The organism is Mesorhizobium sp. M1163 (genome assembly GCF_040318415.1).
GTDB lineage: Bacteria > Pseudomonadota > Alphaproteobacteria > Rhizobiales > Rhizobiaceae > Mesorhizobium.
Window position 1 is genome coordinate 78,463 of the sequence record NZ_JAMYMF010000028.1, and the last position, 15,711, is coordinate 94,173.

General features: G+C 62.8%; 15 protein-coding genes. 4 read left to right on the plus strand and 11 right to left on the minus strand.

Features of this window, described 5'->3' with window-relative positions; translation table 11 throughout:
* Positions 1–32: 32 nt before the first annotated feature.
* From tam to ettA, 3 genes are all read right to left on the minus strand, one after another.
* Positions 33–830, minus strand: coding sequence for a trans-aconitate 2-methyltransferase (tam, locus tag NKH43_RS24525; protein WP_352860213.1), 798 nt, complete (start codon positions 828–830; stop codon positions 33–35).
* Between the two features lie 232 nt (positions 831–1,062).
* Positions 1,063–1,296 (minus strand): DUF6290 family protein, encoded by a 234-nt coding sequence (locus NKH43_RS24530; protein WP_352860215.1) that lies wholly within the window; start codon positions 1,294–1,296, stop codon positions 1,063–1,065.
* Positions 1,297–1,368: 72 nt separating this feature from the next.
* The gene (ettA, locus tag NKH43_RS24535) at positions 1,369–3,018 is read right to left on the minus strand and encodes an energy-dependent translational throttle protein EttA (protein WP_352860217.1); all 1,650 of its coding nucleotides are present in this window, start codon (positions 3,016–3,018) and stop codon (positions 1,369–1,371) included.
* A 242-nt stretch (positions 3,019–3,260) separates the two neighbouring features.
* Between ettA and NKH43_RS24540 the strand changes: the two genes are divergently transcribed.
* A complete protein-coding gene (locus NKH43_RS24540) occupies positions 3,261–4,556 on the plus strand; it encodes a GGDEF domain-containing protein (protein WP_352860219.1) in 1,296 nt (431 codons plus the stop codon).
* A 28-nt stretch (positions 4,557–4,584) separates the two neighbouring features.
* On the opposite strand, the gene NKH43_RS24545 is transcribed toward NKH43_RS24540, so the two are convergent.
* From NKH43_RS24545 to NKH43_RS24560, 4 genes are all read right to left on the minus strand, one after another.
* Positions 4,585–5,199, minus strand: a complete 615-nt coding sequence (locus NKH43_RS24545; RefSeq protein ID WP_352860220.1) for a hypothetical protein — start codon at positions 5,197–5,199, stop codon at positions 4,585–4,587.
* Positions 5,200–5,273: 74 nt separating this feature from the next.
* Positions 5,274–6,287 (minus strand): ribonuclease T2 family protein, encoded by a 1,014-nt coding sequence (locus tag NKH43_RS24550; RefSeq protein WP_352860222.1) that lies wholly within the window; start codon positions 6,285–6,287, stop codon positions 5,274–5,276.
* 120 nt (positions 6,288–6,407) lie between these two features.
* Positions 6,408–6,857: a MarR family winged helix-turn-helix transcriptional regulator gene (locus NKH43_RS24555; protein ID WP_352482959.1), complete on the minus strand. Its 450-nt coding sequence runs from the start codon at positions 6,855–6,857 to the stop codon at positions 6,408–6,410.
* On the minus strand, positions 6,854–7,639 hold the full coding sequence (locus tag NKH43_RS24560) for an alpha/beta fold hydrolase (protein ID WP_023720840.1): 786 nt from the start codon (positions 7,637–7,639) through the stop codon (positions 6,854–6,856). The genes NKH43_RS24555 and NKH43_RS24560 overlap by 4 nt, the downstream gene beginning before the upstream one ends.
* A gap of 265 nt (positions 7,640–7,904) precedes the next feature.
* Here NKH43_RS24560 and NKH43_RS24565 point away from each other — a divergent pair, with 265 nt between their 5' ends.
* The 3 genes from NKH43_RS24565 to NKH43_RS24575 all read left to right on the plus strand — a co-directional run bounded on the left by NKH43_RS24565 (position 7,905) and on the right by NKH43_RS24575 (position 11,740).
* Positions 7,905–8,840: an alpha/beta fold hydrolase gene (locus tag NKH43_RS24565; protein ID WP_352860224.1), complete on the plus strand. Its 936-nt coding sequence runs from the start codon at positions 7,905–7,907 to the stop codon at positions 8,838–8,840.
* A gap of 78 nt (positions 8,841–8,918) precedes the next feature.
* Positions 8,919–10,094 (plus strand): CaiB/BaiF CoA transferase family protein, encoded by a 1,176-nt coding sequence (locus NKH43_RS24570; protein ID WP_352639729.1) that lies wholly within the window; start codon positions 8,919–8,921, stop codon positions 10,092–10,094.
* Positions 10,091–11,740, plus strand: a complete 1,650-nt coding sequence (locus NKH43_RS24575) for a thiamine pyrophosphate-binding protein (RefSeq protein ID WP_352860226.1) — start codon at positions 10,091–10,093, stop codon at positions 11,738–11,740. The genes NKH43_RS24570 and NKH43_RS24575 overlap by 4 nt, the downstream gene beginning before the upstream one ends.
* 40 nt (positions 11,741–11,780) lie before the next feature.
* On the opposite strand, the gene NKH43_RS24580 is transcribed toward NKH43_RS24575, so the two are convergent.
* The 4 genes from NKH43_RS24580 to NKH43_RS24595 all read right to left on the minus strand — a co-directional run bounded on the left by NKH43_RS24580 (position 11,781) and on the right by NKH43_RS24595 (position 15,400).
* Positions 11,781–12,224 carry a CHRD domain-containing protein gene (locus tag NKH43_RS24580; protein WP_352860228.1) on the minus strand — a complete coding sequence of 148 codons (444 nt, stop codon included), beginning with the start codon at positions 12,222–12,224 and terminating at the stop codon, positions 11,781–11,783.
* 152 nt (positions 12,225–12,376) lie between these two features.
* Positions 12,377–13,348: an ABC transporter substrate-binding protein gene (locus NKH43_RS24585; RefSeq protein ID WP_352482954.1), complete on the minus strand. Its 972-nt coding sequence runs from the start codon at positions 13,346–13,348 to the stop codon at positions 12,377–12,379.
* Positions 13,349–13,388: 40 nt separating this feature from the next.
* Positions 13,389–14,525: an ABC transporter permease gene (locus NKH43_RS24590; RefSeq protein ID WP_031194513.1), complete on the minus strand. Its 1,137-nt coding sequence runs from the start codon at positions 14,523–14,525 to the stop codon at positions 13,389–13,391.
* On the minus strand, positions 14,522–15,400 hold the full coding sequence (locus NKH43_RS24595) for an ABC transporter permease (protein WP_352482952.1): 879 nt from the start codon (positions 15,398–15,400) through the stop codon (positions 14,522–14,524). Before NKH43_RS24595 ends, NKH43_RS24590 begins: the two co-directional genes overlap by 4 nt.
* Positions 15,401–15,711 lie beyond the last annotated feature (311 nt).

A 15,711-nucleotide genomic window follows, 5' to 3' on the forward strand; every position in this document is an offset into this window, starting at 1 on the left:
CATGCACTGTTTTTGGGTGTAGCTAAGAGTTTCTAATTAGAACGCCGCGCCACGATGAAGACACGGGGAAAGCGCAGCAACACCTTGCCGCTTGCCGTTTTCGGATAGGCTTCGGCGATCCTGGCCGTGTAGCGCTTCAGGAAAAGCTGCCGCTCGCCTTCGTCGAGCGGATCGAGGAACGGCTTCAGCCCCGTCGACTTCACCCATTCGACGATCGCCTCGGCATCGGCCAGGGGATGGTTGTAGATCGTGTGCCAGATATCGAGCCGATCCGAGAATGGCGACAAAAGGTCGTAATAGAACGCGACAGGCGGCAGCGGCGCGCGGGCCGCACGCTCGAACTTTTCAGTGAACGGCATCTCGGCCGCGGTCTCCCGCATCAGCCGGTGCGAAGGCTCGCCCATATTGTCCGGCATCTGCACGGCAAGCGCGCCGCCGGGCGCCAAAAATCCTATCAGCCGCTGGAACACAGCCGGATGCTCCGGTAGCCACTGAAACACTGCATTGGCGAAGATCACGTCGACCGGTTCGGCCGGCTGCCACGTCGCCGCGTCCGCTAAGGCAAAGGTGACGCCGGGCAGGCGCGCCTTCGCCTTCTCGATCATGTCGGGCGAGGTATCGAAGCCGCTGATCTGTGCCTGCGGCCAGCGCTCGACCAGCAATTCGGTCGAATTGCCCGGCCCACAGCCAATGTCCACCACCCGGCGCGGTTCCGGCACTGGCACCTGCGCTAGGAGGTCGCGCGCCGGCCGCGTGCGCTCATCCTCGAATTTCAGGTAGAGTGCGGCGGACCAGTCGGGTTTTGCCTTTACCGCTATGCTGTTATTCATCGATAGATCTCGCGACGGTTGACGAGCCGGCTGTCCTGAAACTGGGCAATGATTCTGTAGTCGCCGACGCGAAACCGCCAAGCTTCCTTGGTCCCAGTCAGCCGTTTGGCGAGTGCTCTTGGATTGGGGTGCACAGAAACTCTTTGATACAGGAATTCTAGGACACGGCGCTAGTCCTTCGGTGAAAGCCCTTCAATGTCTTTTTCGGCTCGCGTAAACTCGACCTGCCAACTCATTCAGCGGCAGGTTTCTTGTGCCGCTCCTCGACTTCGCGAAGTTCAAGCTTCCGGATCACCTCTTCCAACGGAATGCGTACGCCGTCGTCATCCCTCAGGCGTTCCTCCGCAATCCTGGCATCCTGCCAATCCTCAATGGTTTCGAGGATCGCTTCAACTGCGACCTGATCGATCGTACGGCCGCTGGCCTTGGCAATATCGGCCAGCAGCTTCTCGGCTTTTTGCGGCAATTTGACCGATCATGGGCAACTCCATCCGATCAATTTAGGCCAAACGACGATCGCCCGCAACGGATCGAGACCCTACCTCGTCAGCCGCTTATACGTCATGCGGTGCGGATTGACGGCATCGGGCCCAAGCCGGCGGATCTTGTCCTGCTCGTAGTCCTCGAAATTGCCTTCGAACCATTCGACATGGCTGTCGCCCTCGAAGGCGAGGATGTGCGTCGCCAGACGATCGAGGAACATGCGATCGTGCGAGATGATGACGGCGCAGCCGGCGAAACTCTCGAGCGCGTCCTCAAGTGCCGCCAGCGTTTCGGTATCGAGATCGTTGGTCGGTTCGTCCAGTAGCAGCACATTGCCGCCGGTCTTCAGCATCTTGGCCAGATGCACGCGGTTGCGCTGGCCGCCGGACAGGTTGCCGACTTTCTGCTGCTGATCGCCGCCGCGGAAATTGAACGATGCGCAATAGGCGCGGGTGTTGGCTTCGAACTTGCCGAGCCTGACCACTTCGGCGCCGCCCGAGATCTCTTCCCAGACGGTCTTGGTCGGGTCGAGTGCGTCGCGGCTCTGGTCGACATAACCGAGCTTGACCGTCTCGCCGACGCGGATGGTGCCGGCATCGGGCTTTTCCTGGCCGGTGATCATGCGGAACAGCGTCGTCTTGCCGGCGCCGTTCGGGCCGATGACGCCGACGATGCCGCCGGGCGGCAGCTTGAATTCGAGATCGTCGATCAAAAGCGTGTCGCCAAAGCCCTTCGACAGGTCCTCGACCTCGATCACCACATTGCCGAGCCGCTCGCCATGCGGAATGACGATCTGGGTATCGCTCGGACGCCGCTTGTCGGCCGCATCCAGCAGATCCTGGAACGCCTGGATACGGGCCTTCGACTTGGTCTGCCGGGCTTTCGGGCTGGACTGGATCCACTCGCGCTCGCGGCCGATCGCCCGCTGGCGCGCATCGTCCTCGCGGCCTTCCTGCTTGAGCCGCTTGGCCTTGGCTTCGAGATATTTGGTGTAGTTGCCTTCGTACGGGATACCGCGGCCGCGATCGAGCTCGAGGATCCAGCCGGTGACATTGTCGAGGAAGTAGCGGTCGTGGGTGATGATCATCACCGCGCCCGGATAGGCGCGCAGATGCTTTTCCAGCCACGCCGTCGTCTCGGCGTCGAGATGGTTGGTCGGCTCGTCGAGCAGCAGAAGGTCGGGCTGGCGCAGCAAGAGCTGGCAGAGCGCGACGCGACGGCGTTCGCCGCCCGACAGCTTGGTGACATCGGCCTCCTTGGGCGGGCAGCCGAGTGCCTCCATCGCCATCTCGACCTGCTGCTCGAGATCCCACAGATTGAGCCGGTCCATCTCGTCTTGCAGCTTGGCCGACTCGTCCGCCGTCTCGTCGGAATAGTTCATCATCAATTCGTTGTAGCGCTCGATGATCGCGGTCTTGGCGGCAACGCCTTCCATGACGTTTTCGAACACATTCTTGTTCGGATCGAGCGCCGGCTCCTGCGCCAGGTAACCGACGGTAGCACCCTCGGCCAGCCAGGCCTCGCCGCTCCACTCCTTGTCGATGCCGGCCATGATCTTGAGAATCGTCGACTTGCCGGCGCCGTTGGGACCGAGGATGCCGATCTTGGCGTCCGGGTAGAAGGACAGATGGATGTTCTCGAGCACCTTCTTGGTGCCGTAGGCCTTGTTGAGGCCGGCCATGTGATAGATGAACTGGCGTGCCACGCGCGCTTTCCCTGAAAAGTCGACTGATGTCGGATTGAATGGAAGTTGGGGGCTATGTAAGCGATGCGGCCCCGAACGGCAAACAGTTTTGGCCCCAGGCGGATTTGGTCGCACCGTAATCGCTTAGCCGCTTCATTTCGTGCCGGCGCCCGGGCGAAAGCTCGGGTTAACCATTCCGCGTCAAAACAGTGTTGGATGGGAAATCGCTGGCAGCCGCGATTTCGGGGGGGAGAGATCGGGCCGTGCTGAACAGTTTCCTGCTTTTTGCCGAAGCGGTTCTCTATTTCGGCATCATGGTCACGCTTTTCCGGTTCAGAGGCCGCATCGGCCTCGGCGTCTTTGTCTGCGCCCTTGGCGTCATGCATTTCCTGGAAACCTACCTCGCCAGCGTCTTCTACGTCGCGCTGCCGTTCGGCATGGTGTCGCCAGGTTCGGCTGTGCTGTTTTCCGGCAAGCTGGTCATGCTTCTCCTGCTCTACATCAAGGAGGACGCGGCAACCGTCCGCCAGCCCATCTACGGCCTGCTGCTCGGCAATGCCCTGATGATCGGGCTCGTGCTGATCCTGCGCTTGCACGACATCGCACCGCTGCCCGACGGCAAGCTTCCCGACATCGGCTTCATCGACGAGATGGGCTGGCTGATGGTGTGGGGCACGACGCTGCTGTTCGTCGACGCCATCCTGATCATCCTGCTCTATGAAAAGCTCGGCAAATATCTGCGCAAGGCGCTTTTCACCCGCATCCTGGTCTCCGTCGCCTGCGTGCTCACCTTCGACCAAGCAGGCTTTTTCACGGCGCTGCATTTCGTCACCGGTGCGCCGGTCGCGGTGTTCTTCGGCGGCTGGTTCGCCAAGATGGCAGCGGCCCTGGTCTACAGCACCATGCTGGTCGCCTATATCAGGTGGTTCGAGGCGCGGCAGGTGCCGGCGCCGCGCGGGCTTTCCGACATTTTCGACACGCTGACTTATCGCGAGCGCTATGAGGCGCTGGTCGAGCATGTCGGTCGCGACGGCCTCACCGGCCTCCTGCACAGGGGGCGCTTCGACAGCGATGGCGAGGCCGCCGTCGCCGCCAGCCTGCGGACTGCCAGGCCGCTCAGCCTGCTGATCATCGATGTCGACCACTTCAAATCGATCAATGACCGCTTCGGCCACGCCGAGGGAGACAAGGTGCTGAAAGCCCTGGCGATTTTGCTTGGCGAACTTGTCGGGACCGAAGATCAATTGTTCAGGATCGGCGGTGAGGAATTCGCCATCCTCTGCTGGCGTCCACAGCCGCTCGCCAGACTGCTGGGCGAAACCGTCAGGCAAGCGGTCAAGACGTCTGCGAGCACCAGCCGGTTCGACATCACCGTCAGCGCCGGCATCTCGACGGTCAGCGAGACGACGCGTTGCCTTGCCGATCTCTTTGCGCTGGCCGACCAGCGTCTCTACAAGGCCAAATCGACCGGACGCGATCGCGTTGTCGGCGAACCGGGTGGCAACGAAGCAGACGGGCGCAACACATGGAACAGGCCGGAGCGCAGCGCCGGCGCGTAACGCTCACTCTGGTCTCGGATTGGCGCAATCAGGATTGTTTGCGCCGCTGCCATGCGCCGATCGCAACCGAAACCGCCATCAACCCGATCGCCAGCCATTTCATTGCCGCGATGACCGGGCCGGCATCGATGTCGTAGGCGATGAACAGAAGAATGCCCGGCACCAGCAGGCCGCAAAGCACGAGCGTGATCCGGTTGATCTGCCATGACACTTTTGCCGCAAGCATCTGGTCGCCGGGCACGGCGACAAGCGCGGCCCGCATTGCCTTCGGCGCGACCAGCGCGGTCGAGAGACGCAGCGAAATCGGCAAGCCGATGCCGATGATCAGCAAGGCGCATGCCGCCAGGAGCAGCGAAAACTTGAGCGCACTGGTTTCGGCCGGTACCGGGAACAGCAGCGTCGCCAGCGGCAGGAAGACACAGAAGATACCGAGCGAAGCGATGGCGATGAAGATCGCCGCGTTGACCAGCGTGAACAATTGGTAGGTGCCGCCGCCGATCGGTTTGGCCAGCGTGGTCATGCGCGCCCACTCCACTTCAGTGTAGGAAAAGCCCGGCCACTCCATATGGCCGTCCCGGATCCCCGTCATGCCCCTGGCCCAGAACGCCAGCCGCGCCAGCGCCCCGTTCGTCATGCCACTCATCGCCACCCCCTACGAATGTGTGCCCTCAAGACCATACCACCCCCGGCGCAAAGCGACAGTCGCGTTCGGCCCGTTTACTGGAACCCGACGGCGTCGACGGTACCCTTCGGGCAGCCGGCCTTGGCTGTCGGTGCCGAGGCAAGCAGCAGGGCATCGAGCGAGGAGTTCGAGGCGACCGGCCCCGTCAAGCCGAGCGTCAGCTCGCCGATCAGCCGCCTGCCGCTCGAGGGATCGACCACGCAGGATACGCGGACCCGGTCGCCCGCGCCTTTGCCGAAGGCGCTGTCGAAGGTGCTGCGGATCTGATCGGATGTCAGCTGCTTGCCGATGTTGTTGGCGAAGAGATCGCGTACCGGCGACGCGTTTACCGCGCGCATCAGGTTCAAAGCGTCGGAGAAATACTCCTGCTGGCTCTTGCCGTAGCAGGTGCCGTGCTTGATCCATTCATGCCTTTCGAGGGCGGATGCGGTGCCCGGCATCACCTGGTCGAGTTCCGACCGCGTATTCGGGTCAAGCGTGACCGGCGGCAAATCCCGCCAGTGCGCCGGATCGTCGTTCGTCTTGTCGCTTGCCGCGACCTGGCAATAGAAATTTCCATTCGGTTGCGGCCACAACCCATGCAAGGTGAAGTGGGTCGCGTCGAAACCGGCGGCGGTCTGCGCCCGGCATTCGGTCTTGCTGGATTTGGTCTCACAGAAAGCCGGCTGCCAGCTCAGCGCGAAGACATATTCCGGCTTTCCGAACGCCGATGGCTTGTTCGGCTCGGCAGGCGCCGGTGCAGCCGGTATCGTCGACGCGCTGCCGCCCGAAACGTGACCGCAGCTGATCTTAACCCAGCGGCGCTCCGGATCGGCGCCCGGAACGCGGATGAGATAGTGCGTGGGCGCGTCCTTGTTGCCGGCCAGCAGATCGTAACTCTGGCCAGCCGCGGTCGAGACGTTGCCGGGATTCTTGCCGCTCTTGATCGCCTGCGTTGCCGGACAGGCGGCATCGGCGACGAAAGAGCCGGTCATCTTCACATCGGCCCGCGCCGCGCTTGCGCCAGCAAACGCAAGAAACACCGCCCCCCATATCGCCCAAATCCGCATTCCGGCACTCCTCGTGATTCACGCCGCAAGCTAGAAACTTGCGACATGTCAGAATTACGATTTCTTTCGTCGGCCGTAAAAACAATCGCCAGCGCATTGAGACGGTTCCCGTGTGGTCGATCAGGATCCGCCCGCCTCCACCCGTTCTGTCAAGGTGCGCAGCAGATCAAGCGAGGCTTTTAGCGCGTCGGCGTCCATACCCTCCGAAACGCGGTTTGCCCAAACATGCTGGCGTGTGCCGATATTCTTGACCGCTGCCCGGCCGGCATCGGTTATCGACAACAGCTTGGCGCGGCGATGCGCTGGGTTGTCGGCATAGGCGGCAAGCCCCTCCGCAGCCAGTATGTCGGCCAGCCGCTGTACGCTCTGACGGGCGAGACCCATGTCGCGGGCGACGTCGGCCACGGATTTCGGCTCCTTCAAAACCGCACCCAAAACCTGCCAGCGCGCTGCCGTCAGCCCGGTTGGAGCGGCCAGCCGGTCGGCCGCATCCAGAAAACTGCCGTTCATCCTGAACACGGCAAGCACCAGTTCCGTGAACACATTTGCCGCTTCGGTCCTGGTCGTCATTTCTGGCCGGCCTCGATGGTCGCGACGAAATTATTAACGGCTTCGGCTACGACCTCGGGCTTGTCAAGCATCACCCAATGGCCGCTGCCCGCCACGATCTGGCGCGGAATGTCCGTGCGCAGCCGGTAGAGCGCGGCTGGAGTGTCACTGGCCTCGGTAGCCAATACGAACATAGGCCCGCGATACGCATTGAGTGCCGGCTCCGGGTTCCATTCGGCCAGTGCCTTGCCGACACCTGCCCTCGCCGCCGGATCGACCACTGCCACATCGGCCAGAACACGCTGGCGAACAGCCGCGTTAGGGCCGGCAATCGACGTGTAATAGGCGTTCAGGACATCGCGGCCTTGCGGACCGGCCAGATCGCGGACAAAGCCGTCGCGAATCGCCTGCGGCAGCGCACGAGGATTGGTCGCCGGGTCAACGAGCAAGACACCTGCGACCCGGTCGGCATGGCTGGCGGCATAAGCGAGCGCCACACCACCGCCGCCGCTGTGCGCGACAATGAGAAACCGCTTCAGGCCAAACGCGTCGGCCACGGCACCGACATCCATTGCACGGCCGTCATAGCCATAGTCACCGTCCTGCGCCGGCGCGGAGGCGCCATGGCCGCGAAAATCGAAGGCCACCGCCTCGCGGCCTTCGACGGAGAGCTGCATCACCCGGTCCCAGTGGGAAGCGCGGCTGCAATCTCCATGCAGGAACAGGATCGGCAGGCCATTGCCGGCGTTGATCCTATAAGTGGCAAGCTGGCCTTGCGGGCCTGGAACGGTGGACGTCATCATGGGTCATCTCCCTGGTTTCCTGACTGAACGCAGCAATCCCTGGCAACAGGGTGGCCGTCGTGAAGGCGAAGCCCGCCAGCAAGATTGCACGCCGCGAAATGGCCCCGGTGGTTTTCATAGTCATACCCCCAATCTGCTGGCCAATTGACAGTATGCTGTCATGTAATCATATTGACAGCATACTGTCAACTAGCGTCGAATGGGTACCCTACGTCTCTTGACGTCGATCGCTGCGTCGCCCAACAGTCGCCGACGGGAGCGAGACATGCCATTTGACAAGCAGAGGATGCTGGCATCGCCGACCGGCGCCGAGCTCAACCTTTATGTGAAACACGCCACAGGCCAGCCGCGCGCCATTGTCCAGATCAATCACGGGTTGGCCGAGCACGCGGCGCGCTATGCCCGCTTCGCCGATTTCCTCGGCGCGCGCGGCTACCAGGTCTACGCGCACGACCACCGTGGCCACGGCGTCACCAAGGCGGCCGACGCGCTACCTGGCAGGTTCGCCGATGCGGATGGAGGTGCCAAGGTCATCGCCGATGTCGCTGCCGTCCATGATCTGATCGCCAGGGAACAGCCCGGCCTGCCGGTCATCGCCTTCGGCCACTCCTTGGGCGCGTCGGTCGCGCTGAACTTTGTTCTCCGCAACTCGGCGCGCATCCATGCCGCCGCGATCTGGAACGGCAATTTCTCTGCCGGACTGCTCGGCCAAATCGCGCTGGGCATGCTTGCCTGGGAAAAGTTCCGGCTTGGCTCAGACGTGCCGTCGCGCATGCTGCCCCGGCTGACGTTCCGGGCTTGGGGCAAGGCAGTGCCCGATCGCCGGACGCCCTTCGACTGGCTGTCGCGCGATGCCGCCGAAGTCGAGAAATACATCGCCGACCCGCTCTGCGGCTGGGACGCATCGGTGTCGATGTGGCAGGACATCGTCAAGATGACGCTGCATTGCGGCCGCGACCGCAATTTTTCCGGCGTGCGGCGCGACCTGTTCGTCAATCTGGTCGGAGGCGAGCAGGATCCGGCCTCGGACGGCGGCAAGGCGGTCAGCCATCTCGCCGGCCGGATGCACATGCTGGGCTTTTCGAATCTCGTTTCAAAGGTTTACGCCGAAACCCGCCACGAAAGCCTGAACGAGATCAACCGAGACATCATAATGGAGGATTTTGCCGCCTGGGCCGACCGCGTGCTGAGGGTGCCGTAACGGTTGGCCCATCGCAAGGGCCGTGACAGCGGCGCGCGGGGTTGATAGAGGCTGCGCTTTCGATCAACCAGGTGATCCATGACTGAGCCTCCGCTCAAAGGCATCCGCGTCATCGAACTCGCACGCATCCTTGCCGGGCCATGGGCCGGGCAGTTGCTTGCCGACCTCGGCGCCGACGTGATCAAGGTCGAGAGCCCGGACGGCGGCGACGACACCCGCAAATGGGGACCGCCCTTCGTCATCGGCCATGACGGCGAGAACCTTTCGGCCGCTTATTACCATTCCTGCAACCGCGGCAAGCGCTCCATCGCCATCGATTTCTCGACGCCCGAGGGCGCCGAGACGGTGCGCCGGCTGGTCGCGACATCGGATGTGCTGATCGAAAACTTCAAGGTCGGCGGGCTTAAGAAATACGGCCTCGACCATGACAGCCTGAGGGAAATCAACCCACGGCTGATCTATTGCTCGATCACCGGTTTTGGCCAGTCGGGACCGTATGCGCCGCGCGCCGGTTATGATTTCATCATCCAGGGCATGGCCGGCATGATGTCGATCACCGGCGAGGCCGGCCGCGAACCGCAAAAGGCCGGCGTGGCTATTTCAGATGTTTTCACCGGGCTTTATTCGGTCATCGCCATCCAGGCGGCGCTTCGCCATGCCGAGAAGACCGGCGAAGGCCAGCACATCGACATGGCGCTCTACGACACCCAGATCTCGACGCTCGGCAACCAGAACCTCAACTATCTTGTCTCCGGACAGTCGCCGGTGCAGATGGGCAATGCGCATATGAACATCGCGCCCTACGAGGTGGTGCCGGTGAAAAATGGCCACATCATCCTGGCGGTCGGCAATGACGGCCAGTTCGCAAAGTTTTGCGCTGCCGTCGACCTCGAGGAGCTGGCGTCGAACCCTGACTTCGCCACCAATCCCGCCCGCGTCGCCAACCGGGCAAAGCTGCGCGAGCACATGGTCGAGGCGCTGAAGGTCTTCGATCGCGACCCGCTGCTGGCCAGGCTCGAGACAGCCGGCGTGCCGGCCAGTCCAATCAACAATATCGGCCAGATGTTTGCCGACCCGCAGACAATCGCGCGCGGCATGCGGCTCGACCTCGACGACGGCCATGGCAATCTCTTGCCCTCGGTGCGGGCGCCGATGGTCATGTCCGGCACGCCGCTGGTCTATGAACGGCCCTCGCCGCGCCTCGGCGAACACACCGAAGAAATCCTTGCCGAACTGGAGAGGTCAGGAAAATGAAGACCGGCGGACAACTCATCGTCGATGCGCTCGAAGCCAACGGAACGGACCGTATCTATTGCGTGCCCGGCGAATCCTATCTGGCGGTGCTCGACGCGCTGCATGATTCGCCAATCCGCACCATCGTCTGCCGCCAGGAGGGCGGTGCCGCAATGATGGCCGACTGCCATGGCCGCCTGACCGGCAGGCCCGGCATCTGCTTCGTCACCCGCGGCCCAGGCGCCACCAATGCCTCGGCCGGCATCCACATCGCCATGCAGGATTCGGTCCCCCTCATCCTGTTCATCGGCCAGGTCGCCAGCCACGCCAAGGGGCGCGAGGCCTTCCAGGAGGTCGACTATGTCAGGTTCTTCGGCGATATCGCCAAATGGGTGGTCGAGATCGACGACGCCGCGCGCATCCCCGAATTCGTCACACGGGCATTTGCAGTGGCGACGTCCGGCCGGCCCGGCCCGGTCGTCATTTCGCTGCCCGAGGACATGCTGACCAGCCTCGCCGAGGCGCCGGAAGCCGGGCATTACACCCCTGTCGAGACGCGGCCCGGCGAAGTCGAGCTCGACGCGCTGGAAGAGTTGCTCAACAACGCAAAGCGGCCATTCGTCATCCTGGGCGGTACGCGCTGGGATGCGCAGGCCGTTGCACAGATGCGGACGATAGCCGAAGCCTGGTCGCTGCCGGTCGGCTGCTCCTTCCGCCGCCAGATGCTGTTCGACCATCTCCACCCGAACTATGCCGGCGATGTCGGCATCGGCATCAATCCCAAAGTGGCAACCGCCATCAGGCAGGCCGACCTTGTACTGCTGATCGGCGGCCGCATGGGCGAGATGCCGTCATCCGACTACACGCTGCTGAAGAGCCCCTACCCCGACCAGACGCTGGTCCATATCCATGCCGACGCCGGCGAGCTCGGCCGCGTCTACCGGCCGGCGCTGGCGATCAATACCTCGCCTGCCGCTTTCGTCGAAGCCTTTGCCAAACGCAAGCCGGTCGCAACGCCGGTGTGGGCGGCTGAGGCAGCGAAGCTGCACGCCGCCTATCTCGACTGGTCGACGCCTCCGGAGAGCGGCCCCGGCACCGTGCAGATGGGGCCGATCATGAATTATCTCGAAACGATGCTCCCGGACGACGCCATCCTCACCAATGGCGCCGGCAACTATGCCACCTGGGTGCATCGTTACCATCGCTTCCGGCGTTTCGGCACGCAGGCAGCACCCACATCCGGGTCAATGGGTTACGGCACGCCGGCGGCCGTCGCCGCCAAACAGCTTTTCCCCGACCGCGACGTGATCGCCTTCGCCGGTGACGGCTGTTTCCTGATGAACGGGCAGGAATTCGCCACCGCCGTACAATACGGATTGCCGATCATCGTCATCGTAGTCAACAACGGCATTTATGGCACCATCCGCATGCATCAGGAGCGCGAATATCCCGGCCGTGTCGTCGCCACCGATCTGAAAAACCCCGACTTTGCTGCTTTGGCCCGTGCCTATGGCGGCCATGGCGAGACGGTGGAAAAGACCGCCGACTTCGCGGCGGCCTTCGAGCGCGCGCGTGCTAGCGGCAAGCCGTCGATAGTCGAGATCAGGCTCGACCCCGAAGCCATCACGCCGACCCGCACGATGACCCAGATTCGCGACAAGGCCTGACAAAACAGGGTGGTTGCCCTGTTTTGTCGTCGTGATCTGCCTATTTGGCCTTCTCGATCTGGCCGCGGATCTCGCCGTCGGCATGGGCCGCGGTGTGGATGTTGACGTAATATTTGCCCGCCTCAAGATCGGTCGCCTGGGCATCGGTCAATGTCGCCGAACCCTTGATCGGGCTCTTCAGCTTGCCTTCGAACGGCACCACTGGATCGGCGTTTTGACCCTCTGCCGCCGGGCCGTGAATGTGCCCGGCCTTCGCCGGCCCGCTGAGGCCGGAATATCTCACCGTCCAGCTGAGTTTCTTGGTGGCGGTGTTGAACCTGAGCGTGGCGGTGCCCTTGCCCTTCGTGGTGACGGGCGGGTTCTGCTGAGCACCATCGAGCGCCGCTGTCATCTTTATAGTTTCGGCCAGGGACGGTGAAGCAGAGAAGATGGCTGCAGAAATGGCCAGCGCCGAAAGCATCGGCGTGAAGGACTGGATGCGCATGGAAACCTCCATTGTGGCACCCTTGAGTTGGATGCTTCGGCACAACGATTTTGCGAGCGGATGTTTCCGCGGGTAACGTTCATTTTACATCCCACTAAAAAGGGGCGGTCGCCCGCCCCTTTTCGTCTTCCAACAGAGCCTGCTTGATAGCTCTATTTGATCGCCTTGTCGGTGATCGCGGTCGTGTAGGCGCCGGTCGGCTCCTTGGTGATGATCTTCTGGTCGAGCAGCGCCTTGGCGGTGCGCTCGTAGGTCGCCGGATCGAGCTTGCCGTCGGCATTGTCGATCAGCTTGGCGACTTCGCCCATCATCCGCTTCTGGTGGTTCTCGTCCTGGCCGCCATTGTCCATGACGATGCCGGCCGCCTCGTCGGAATTGTCGACGGCGTATTTCCAACCCTTCATCGAAGCGCGCACGAAACGCACCATCTTGTCCTCGAAGGCCGGATCCTTGAGCTTGTCCTCCAACGCATAGAGCCCGTCTTCGAGCAGATCGTTGCCCATGGCGGAATAGTTGAAGACGGTCAGCTCTTCCGGCTTGTAGCCGGCGTCGATGAGCTGCCAGTATTCGTTGTAGGTCATGACCGAAATGCAATCCGCCTGCTTCTGGATCAGCGGCTGCACGTCAAAGCTCTGCTTGAGCACGGTGACGCCGTCCGGCCCGCCATCGGTCTTGAGGCCAAGCTTGTTCATCCAGGCATAGAACGGATACTCGTTGCCGAAGAACCAGACGCCCAGCGTATGGCCCTTGAAGTCGGCTTCCGTCTTGATCGGGCCGTCCTTCGGGCAGACCAGCTCCATTCCGGCCTTCTTGAACGGCTGGGCGATGTTGACCAGCGGCACGCCCTTTTCGCGCGCAGCCAGCGCGCCGCCCATCCAGTCGACGATGACGTCGGCGCCGCCGCCGGCAATGACCTGCTCGGGTGCGATGTCCGGGCCGCCGGGCTTGATGTCGACGTCGAGGCCCTCGGCGTCATAGAAGCCCTTGGCCTTGGCGACATAATAGCCGGCGAACTGTGCCTGGGTGACCCATTTCAGCTGCAGCGTCACCTTGTCCGCGGCCATCGCCTGGAACGCGGCAAGCGACATCGCGCCGGCCAGCATCGAAACAACAAGTCTTTTCATGTTTTTACCCTCTGAAGTTAGCGCCCTAAACCCACCGCCCCTATCCACCACGGACAGAGGGATGCCAAAACGTGATTGCTCTCTCGAAAAGAGCGACCACGCCATAAAAGACCGAACCCGCAAGTGCTGCAACTGCGATTTCGGCCCACACCATGTCGATGTTCATCCGCCCGACTTCCGTCGAAATGCGGAATCCCATGCCGACCACCGGCGTGCCGAAGAACTCGGCGACGATGGCGCCGATCAGCGCCAGCGTCGAATTGATCTTCAACGCATTGAAGATGAACGGTGCCGCCGCCGGCAGCCGCAGCTTGAACAGCGTCTGCCAGTAGCTCGAGGCATAGGTGCGCATCAGGTCGCGCTCCATATGGCCGGAGGCGGTAAGCCCGGCGACGGTGTTCACCAGCATCGGGAAGAAGGTCATGATTATGACCACGGCTGCCTTGGATTGCCAGTCGAAGCCGAACCACATGACCATGATCGGCGCGACGCCGATGATCGGCAGCGCCGACACCATATTGCCGATCGGCAAAAGCCCGCGCCGCAGGAACGGCACACGGTCGGCGGCGATGGCAACGAGGAAGCCGGCGCTGCTGCCCACGACATAGCCGAAGATCACCGCCTTGAAGATGGTCTGCCTGACATCGGCCCCCAGCACCGGCAGCGAGCCGACGATGCGTGCACCGATGGCGCTTGGCGGCGGCAACAGGATGAAGGGAATGCCGGCGCCACGCGTCACCGCCTCCCAGATGATTAGGATCCAAGCGCCGAAGATGGCTGGAATGATCAGGCGCAAGGCGGTTGACGCCCAGCGCGACGTCGGGCGAACCGACGACAAGACCGTTACGCAGCGCCAGGCCAAAAACCACGCCGCGACGAGCAGCAGATAGAAGGAGCCACGAGCGCTGCCCTCATTGCCGGTTATGCCGGCGAGCAACATCCACGCCGCGCCGTGCGCGCCAAGGAACAGCAACACCACCCCGATCATCGGTGGAAAGTTGTCGGCCTCGATTGCCATGAGCAGCAAAATGAAAATCAGAACCGTAGTCGCCATGCCGTAACCGGGCGTAGCACTGACGAGCGGCCAAAGAAGCAGCGCGCCGACAAGCAGGATAAGCGCGGCATATCCTTGCCAGGATCGGGGGGTGATTGAGGAAAGGCTCAGGAGCGAGCTCATGCCGGCCTCCCGCCCATGGCGCGGTCGACAAGGCGCCCAGCAATGCCGACCAGCATAACCAGCAGCGCCGCCACCACCGAGCCGGCGACCAGCGCCGACCAGATGTCGATCGTCTGGCTGTAGTAGGCGCCGGCGAGCAATTTGGCCCCGATGCCGGCGACGGCGCCGGTCGGCAGCTCGCCGACAATGGCGCCGACGAGGCTGGCGGCCACCGCCACCTTCATCGAGGTGAACAGGAACGGCACCGAGGCCGGCACCCGCAATTTCCAGAAGGTCTGCGAGGGACTGGCATTATAGGTATGCATCAGGTCGAGATGGGTGAGCTCGGGCGAGCGCAGCCCCTTCACCATGCCAACCGCCACCGGGAAGAACGACAGATAGGTCGAGATCAGCGCTTTCGGGATCAGCCCGGTGATGCCGACCGCCGCCAGCACGACAATGATCATCGGCGCCACCGCCAGGATCGGAATGGTCTGCGAGGCGATGATCCACGGCATCATGCTGCGGTCGAGCGTCGCCACATGCACGATGCCGACGGCGATGACGATGCCGAGCGCCGTGCCGAAGGCAAAGCCGAGCAGCGTCGACGACAGCGTCACCCAGGCATTGTAGACAAGGCTGCGGTTCGAGGTGATGCTGCGCAAAAAGGTGTTTTCGAAAAAATTCACCGCCACCTGGTGTGGCGCCGGTAGCGTCGGCTTCGGTTGTGCCAGCGTCTTGCCGATGAATTCCACAATGCCCGGTGTCAAATTGGCGCGGCGGTCGAGATCGCGCTGGAAGGGCGCGTTGAGGACAACGGCCATGACGTACCAGACGACGACCACGCCCAGGAGGATCGAGGTCACGGGAACGATCTTGTCGCGAAACGAGTCCATCTAGCGATCCTCGGGCGCTTGGCGCCCTCCTCTCCCCAACGGGGAGAGGGTGGCCGGAGCGAAGCGGAGGCCGGGTGAGGGTGACCGCGCTTTCGTCATCCTGGGGCGGAACCGCCGCGAACCGGCGTGCGTGAAGGGAGCGGCCAAGCACGCTTTCGTCATCCTAGGGCGAAGCAAGGAGCGAAGCGACGCGGCGCAGACCCTAGGATCCATGCCGTTATCTCCCCGCTCCGCAACGGTGCTGAAAATGGCTCTCTCCGCACCGCTCTGCCCGACGAATATTCTGAACCGCTTGCGCCTTTCGGCTAATG

Excerpts from the sequence above, each read along its gene's own strand:
- NKH43_RS24565 (WP_352860224.1), top strand. The coding sequence starts at position 7,905 with ATGCCATTTGACAAGCAGAGGATGCTGGCATCGCCGACCGGCGCCGAG.
- NKH43_RS24570 (WP_352639729.1), top strand. The coding sequence starts at position 8,919 with ATGACTGAGCCTCCGCTCAAAGGCATCCGCGTCATCGAACTCGCACGC.
- NKH43_RS24555 (WP_352482959.1), bottom strand. The coding sequence starts at position 6,857 with ATGACGACCAGGACCGAAGCGGCAAATGTGTTCACGGAACTGGTGCTT.
- NKH43_RS24580 (WP_352860228.1), bottom strand. The coding sequence starts at position 12,224 with ATGCGCATCCAGTCCTTCACGCCGATGCTTTCGGCGCTGGCCATTTCT.
- NKH43_RS24590 (WP_031194513.1), bottom strand. The coding sequence starts at position 14,525 with ATGAGCTCGCTCCTGAGCCTTTCCTCAATCACCCCCCGATCCTGGCAA.
- tam (WP_352860213.1), bottom strand. The coding sequence starts at position 830 with ATGAATAACAGCATAGCGGTAAAGGCAAAACCCGACTGGTCCGCCGCA.
- NKH43_RS24550 (WP_352860222.1), bottom strand. The coding sequence starts at position 6,287 with ATGCGGATTTGGGCGATATGGGGGGCGGTGTTTCTTGCGTTTGCTGGC.
- NKH43_RS24560 (WP_023720840.1), bottom strand. The coding sequence starts at position 7,639 with ATGATGACGTCCACCGTTCCAGGCCCGCAAGGCCAGCTTGCCACTTAT.
- NKH43_RS24585 (WP_352482954.1), bottom strand. The coding sequence starts at position 13,348 with ATGAAAAGACTTGTTGTTTCGATGCTGGCCGGCGCGATGTCGCTTGCC.
- NKH43_RS24575 (WP_352860226.1), top strand. The coding sequence starts at position 10,091 with ATGAAGACCGGCGGACAACTCATCGTCGATGCGCTCGAAGCCAACGGA.
- NKH43_RS24545 (WP_352860220.1), bottom strand. The coding sequence starts at position 5,199 with ATGAGTGGCATGACGAACGGGGCGCTGGCGCGGCTGGCGTTCTGGGCC.
- NKH43_RS24595 (WP_352482952.1), bottom strand. The coding sequence starts at position 15,400 with ATGGACTCGTTTCGCGACAAGATCGTTCCCGTGACCTCGATCCTCCTG.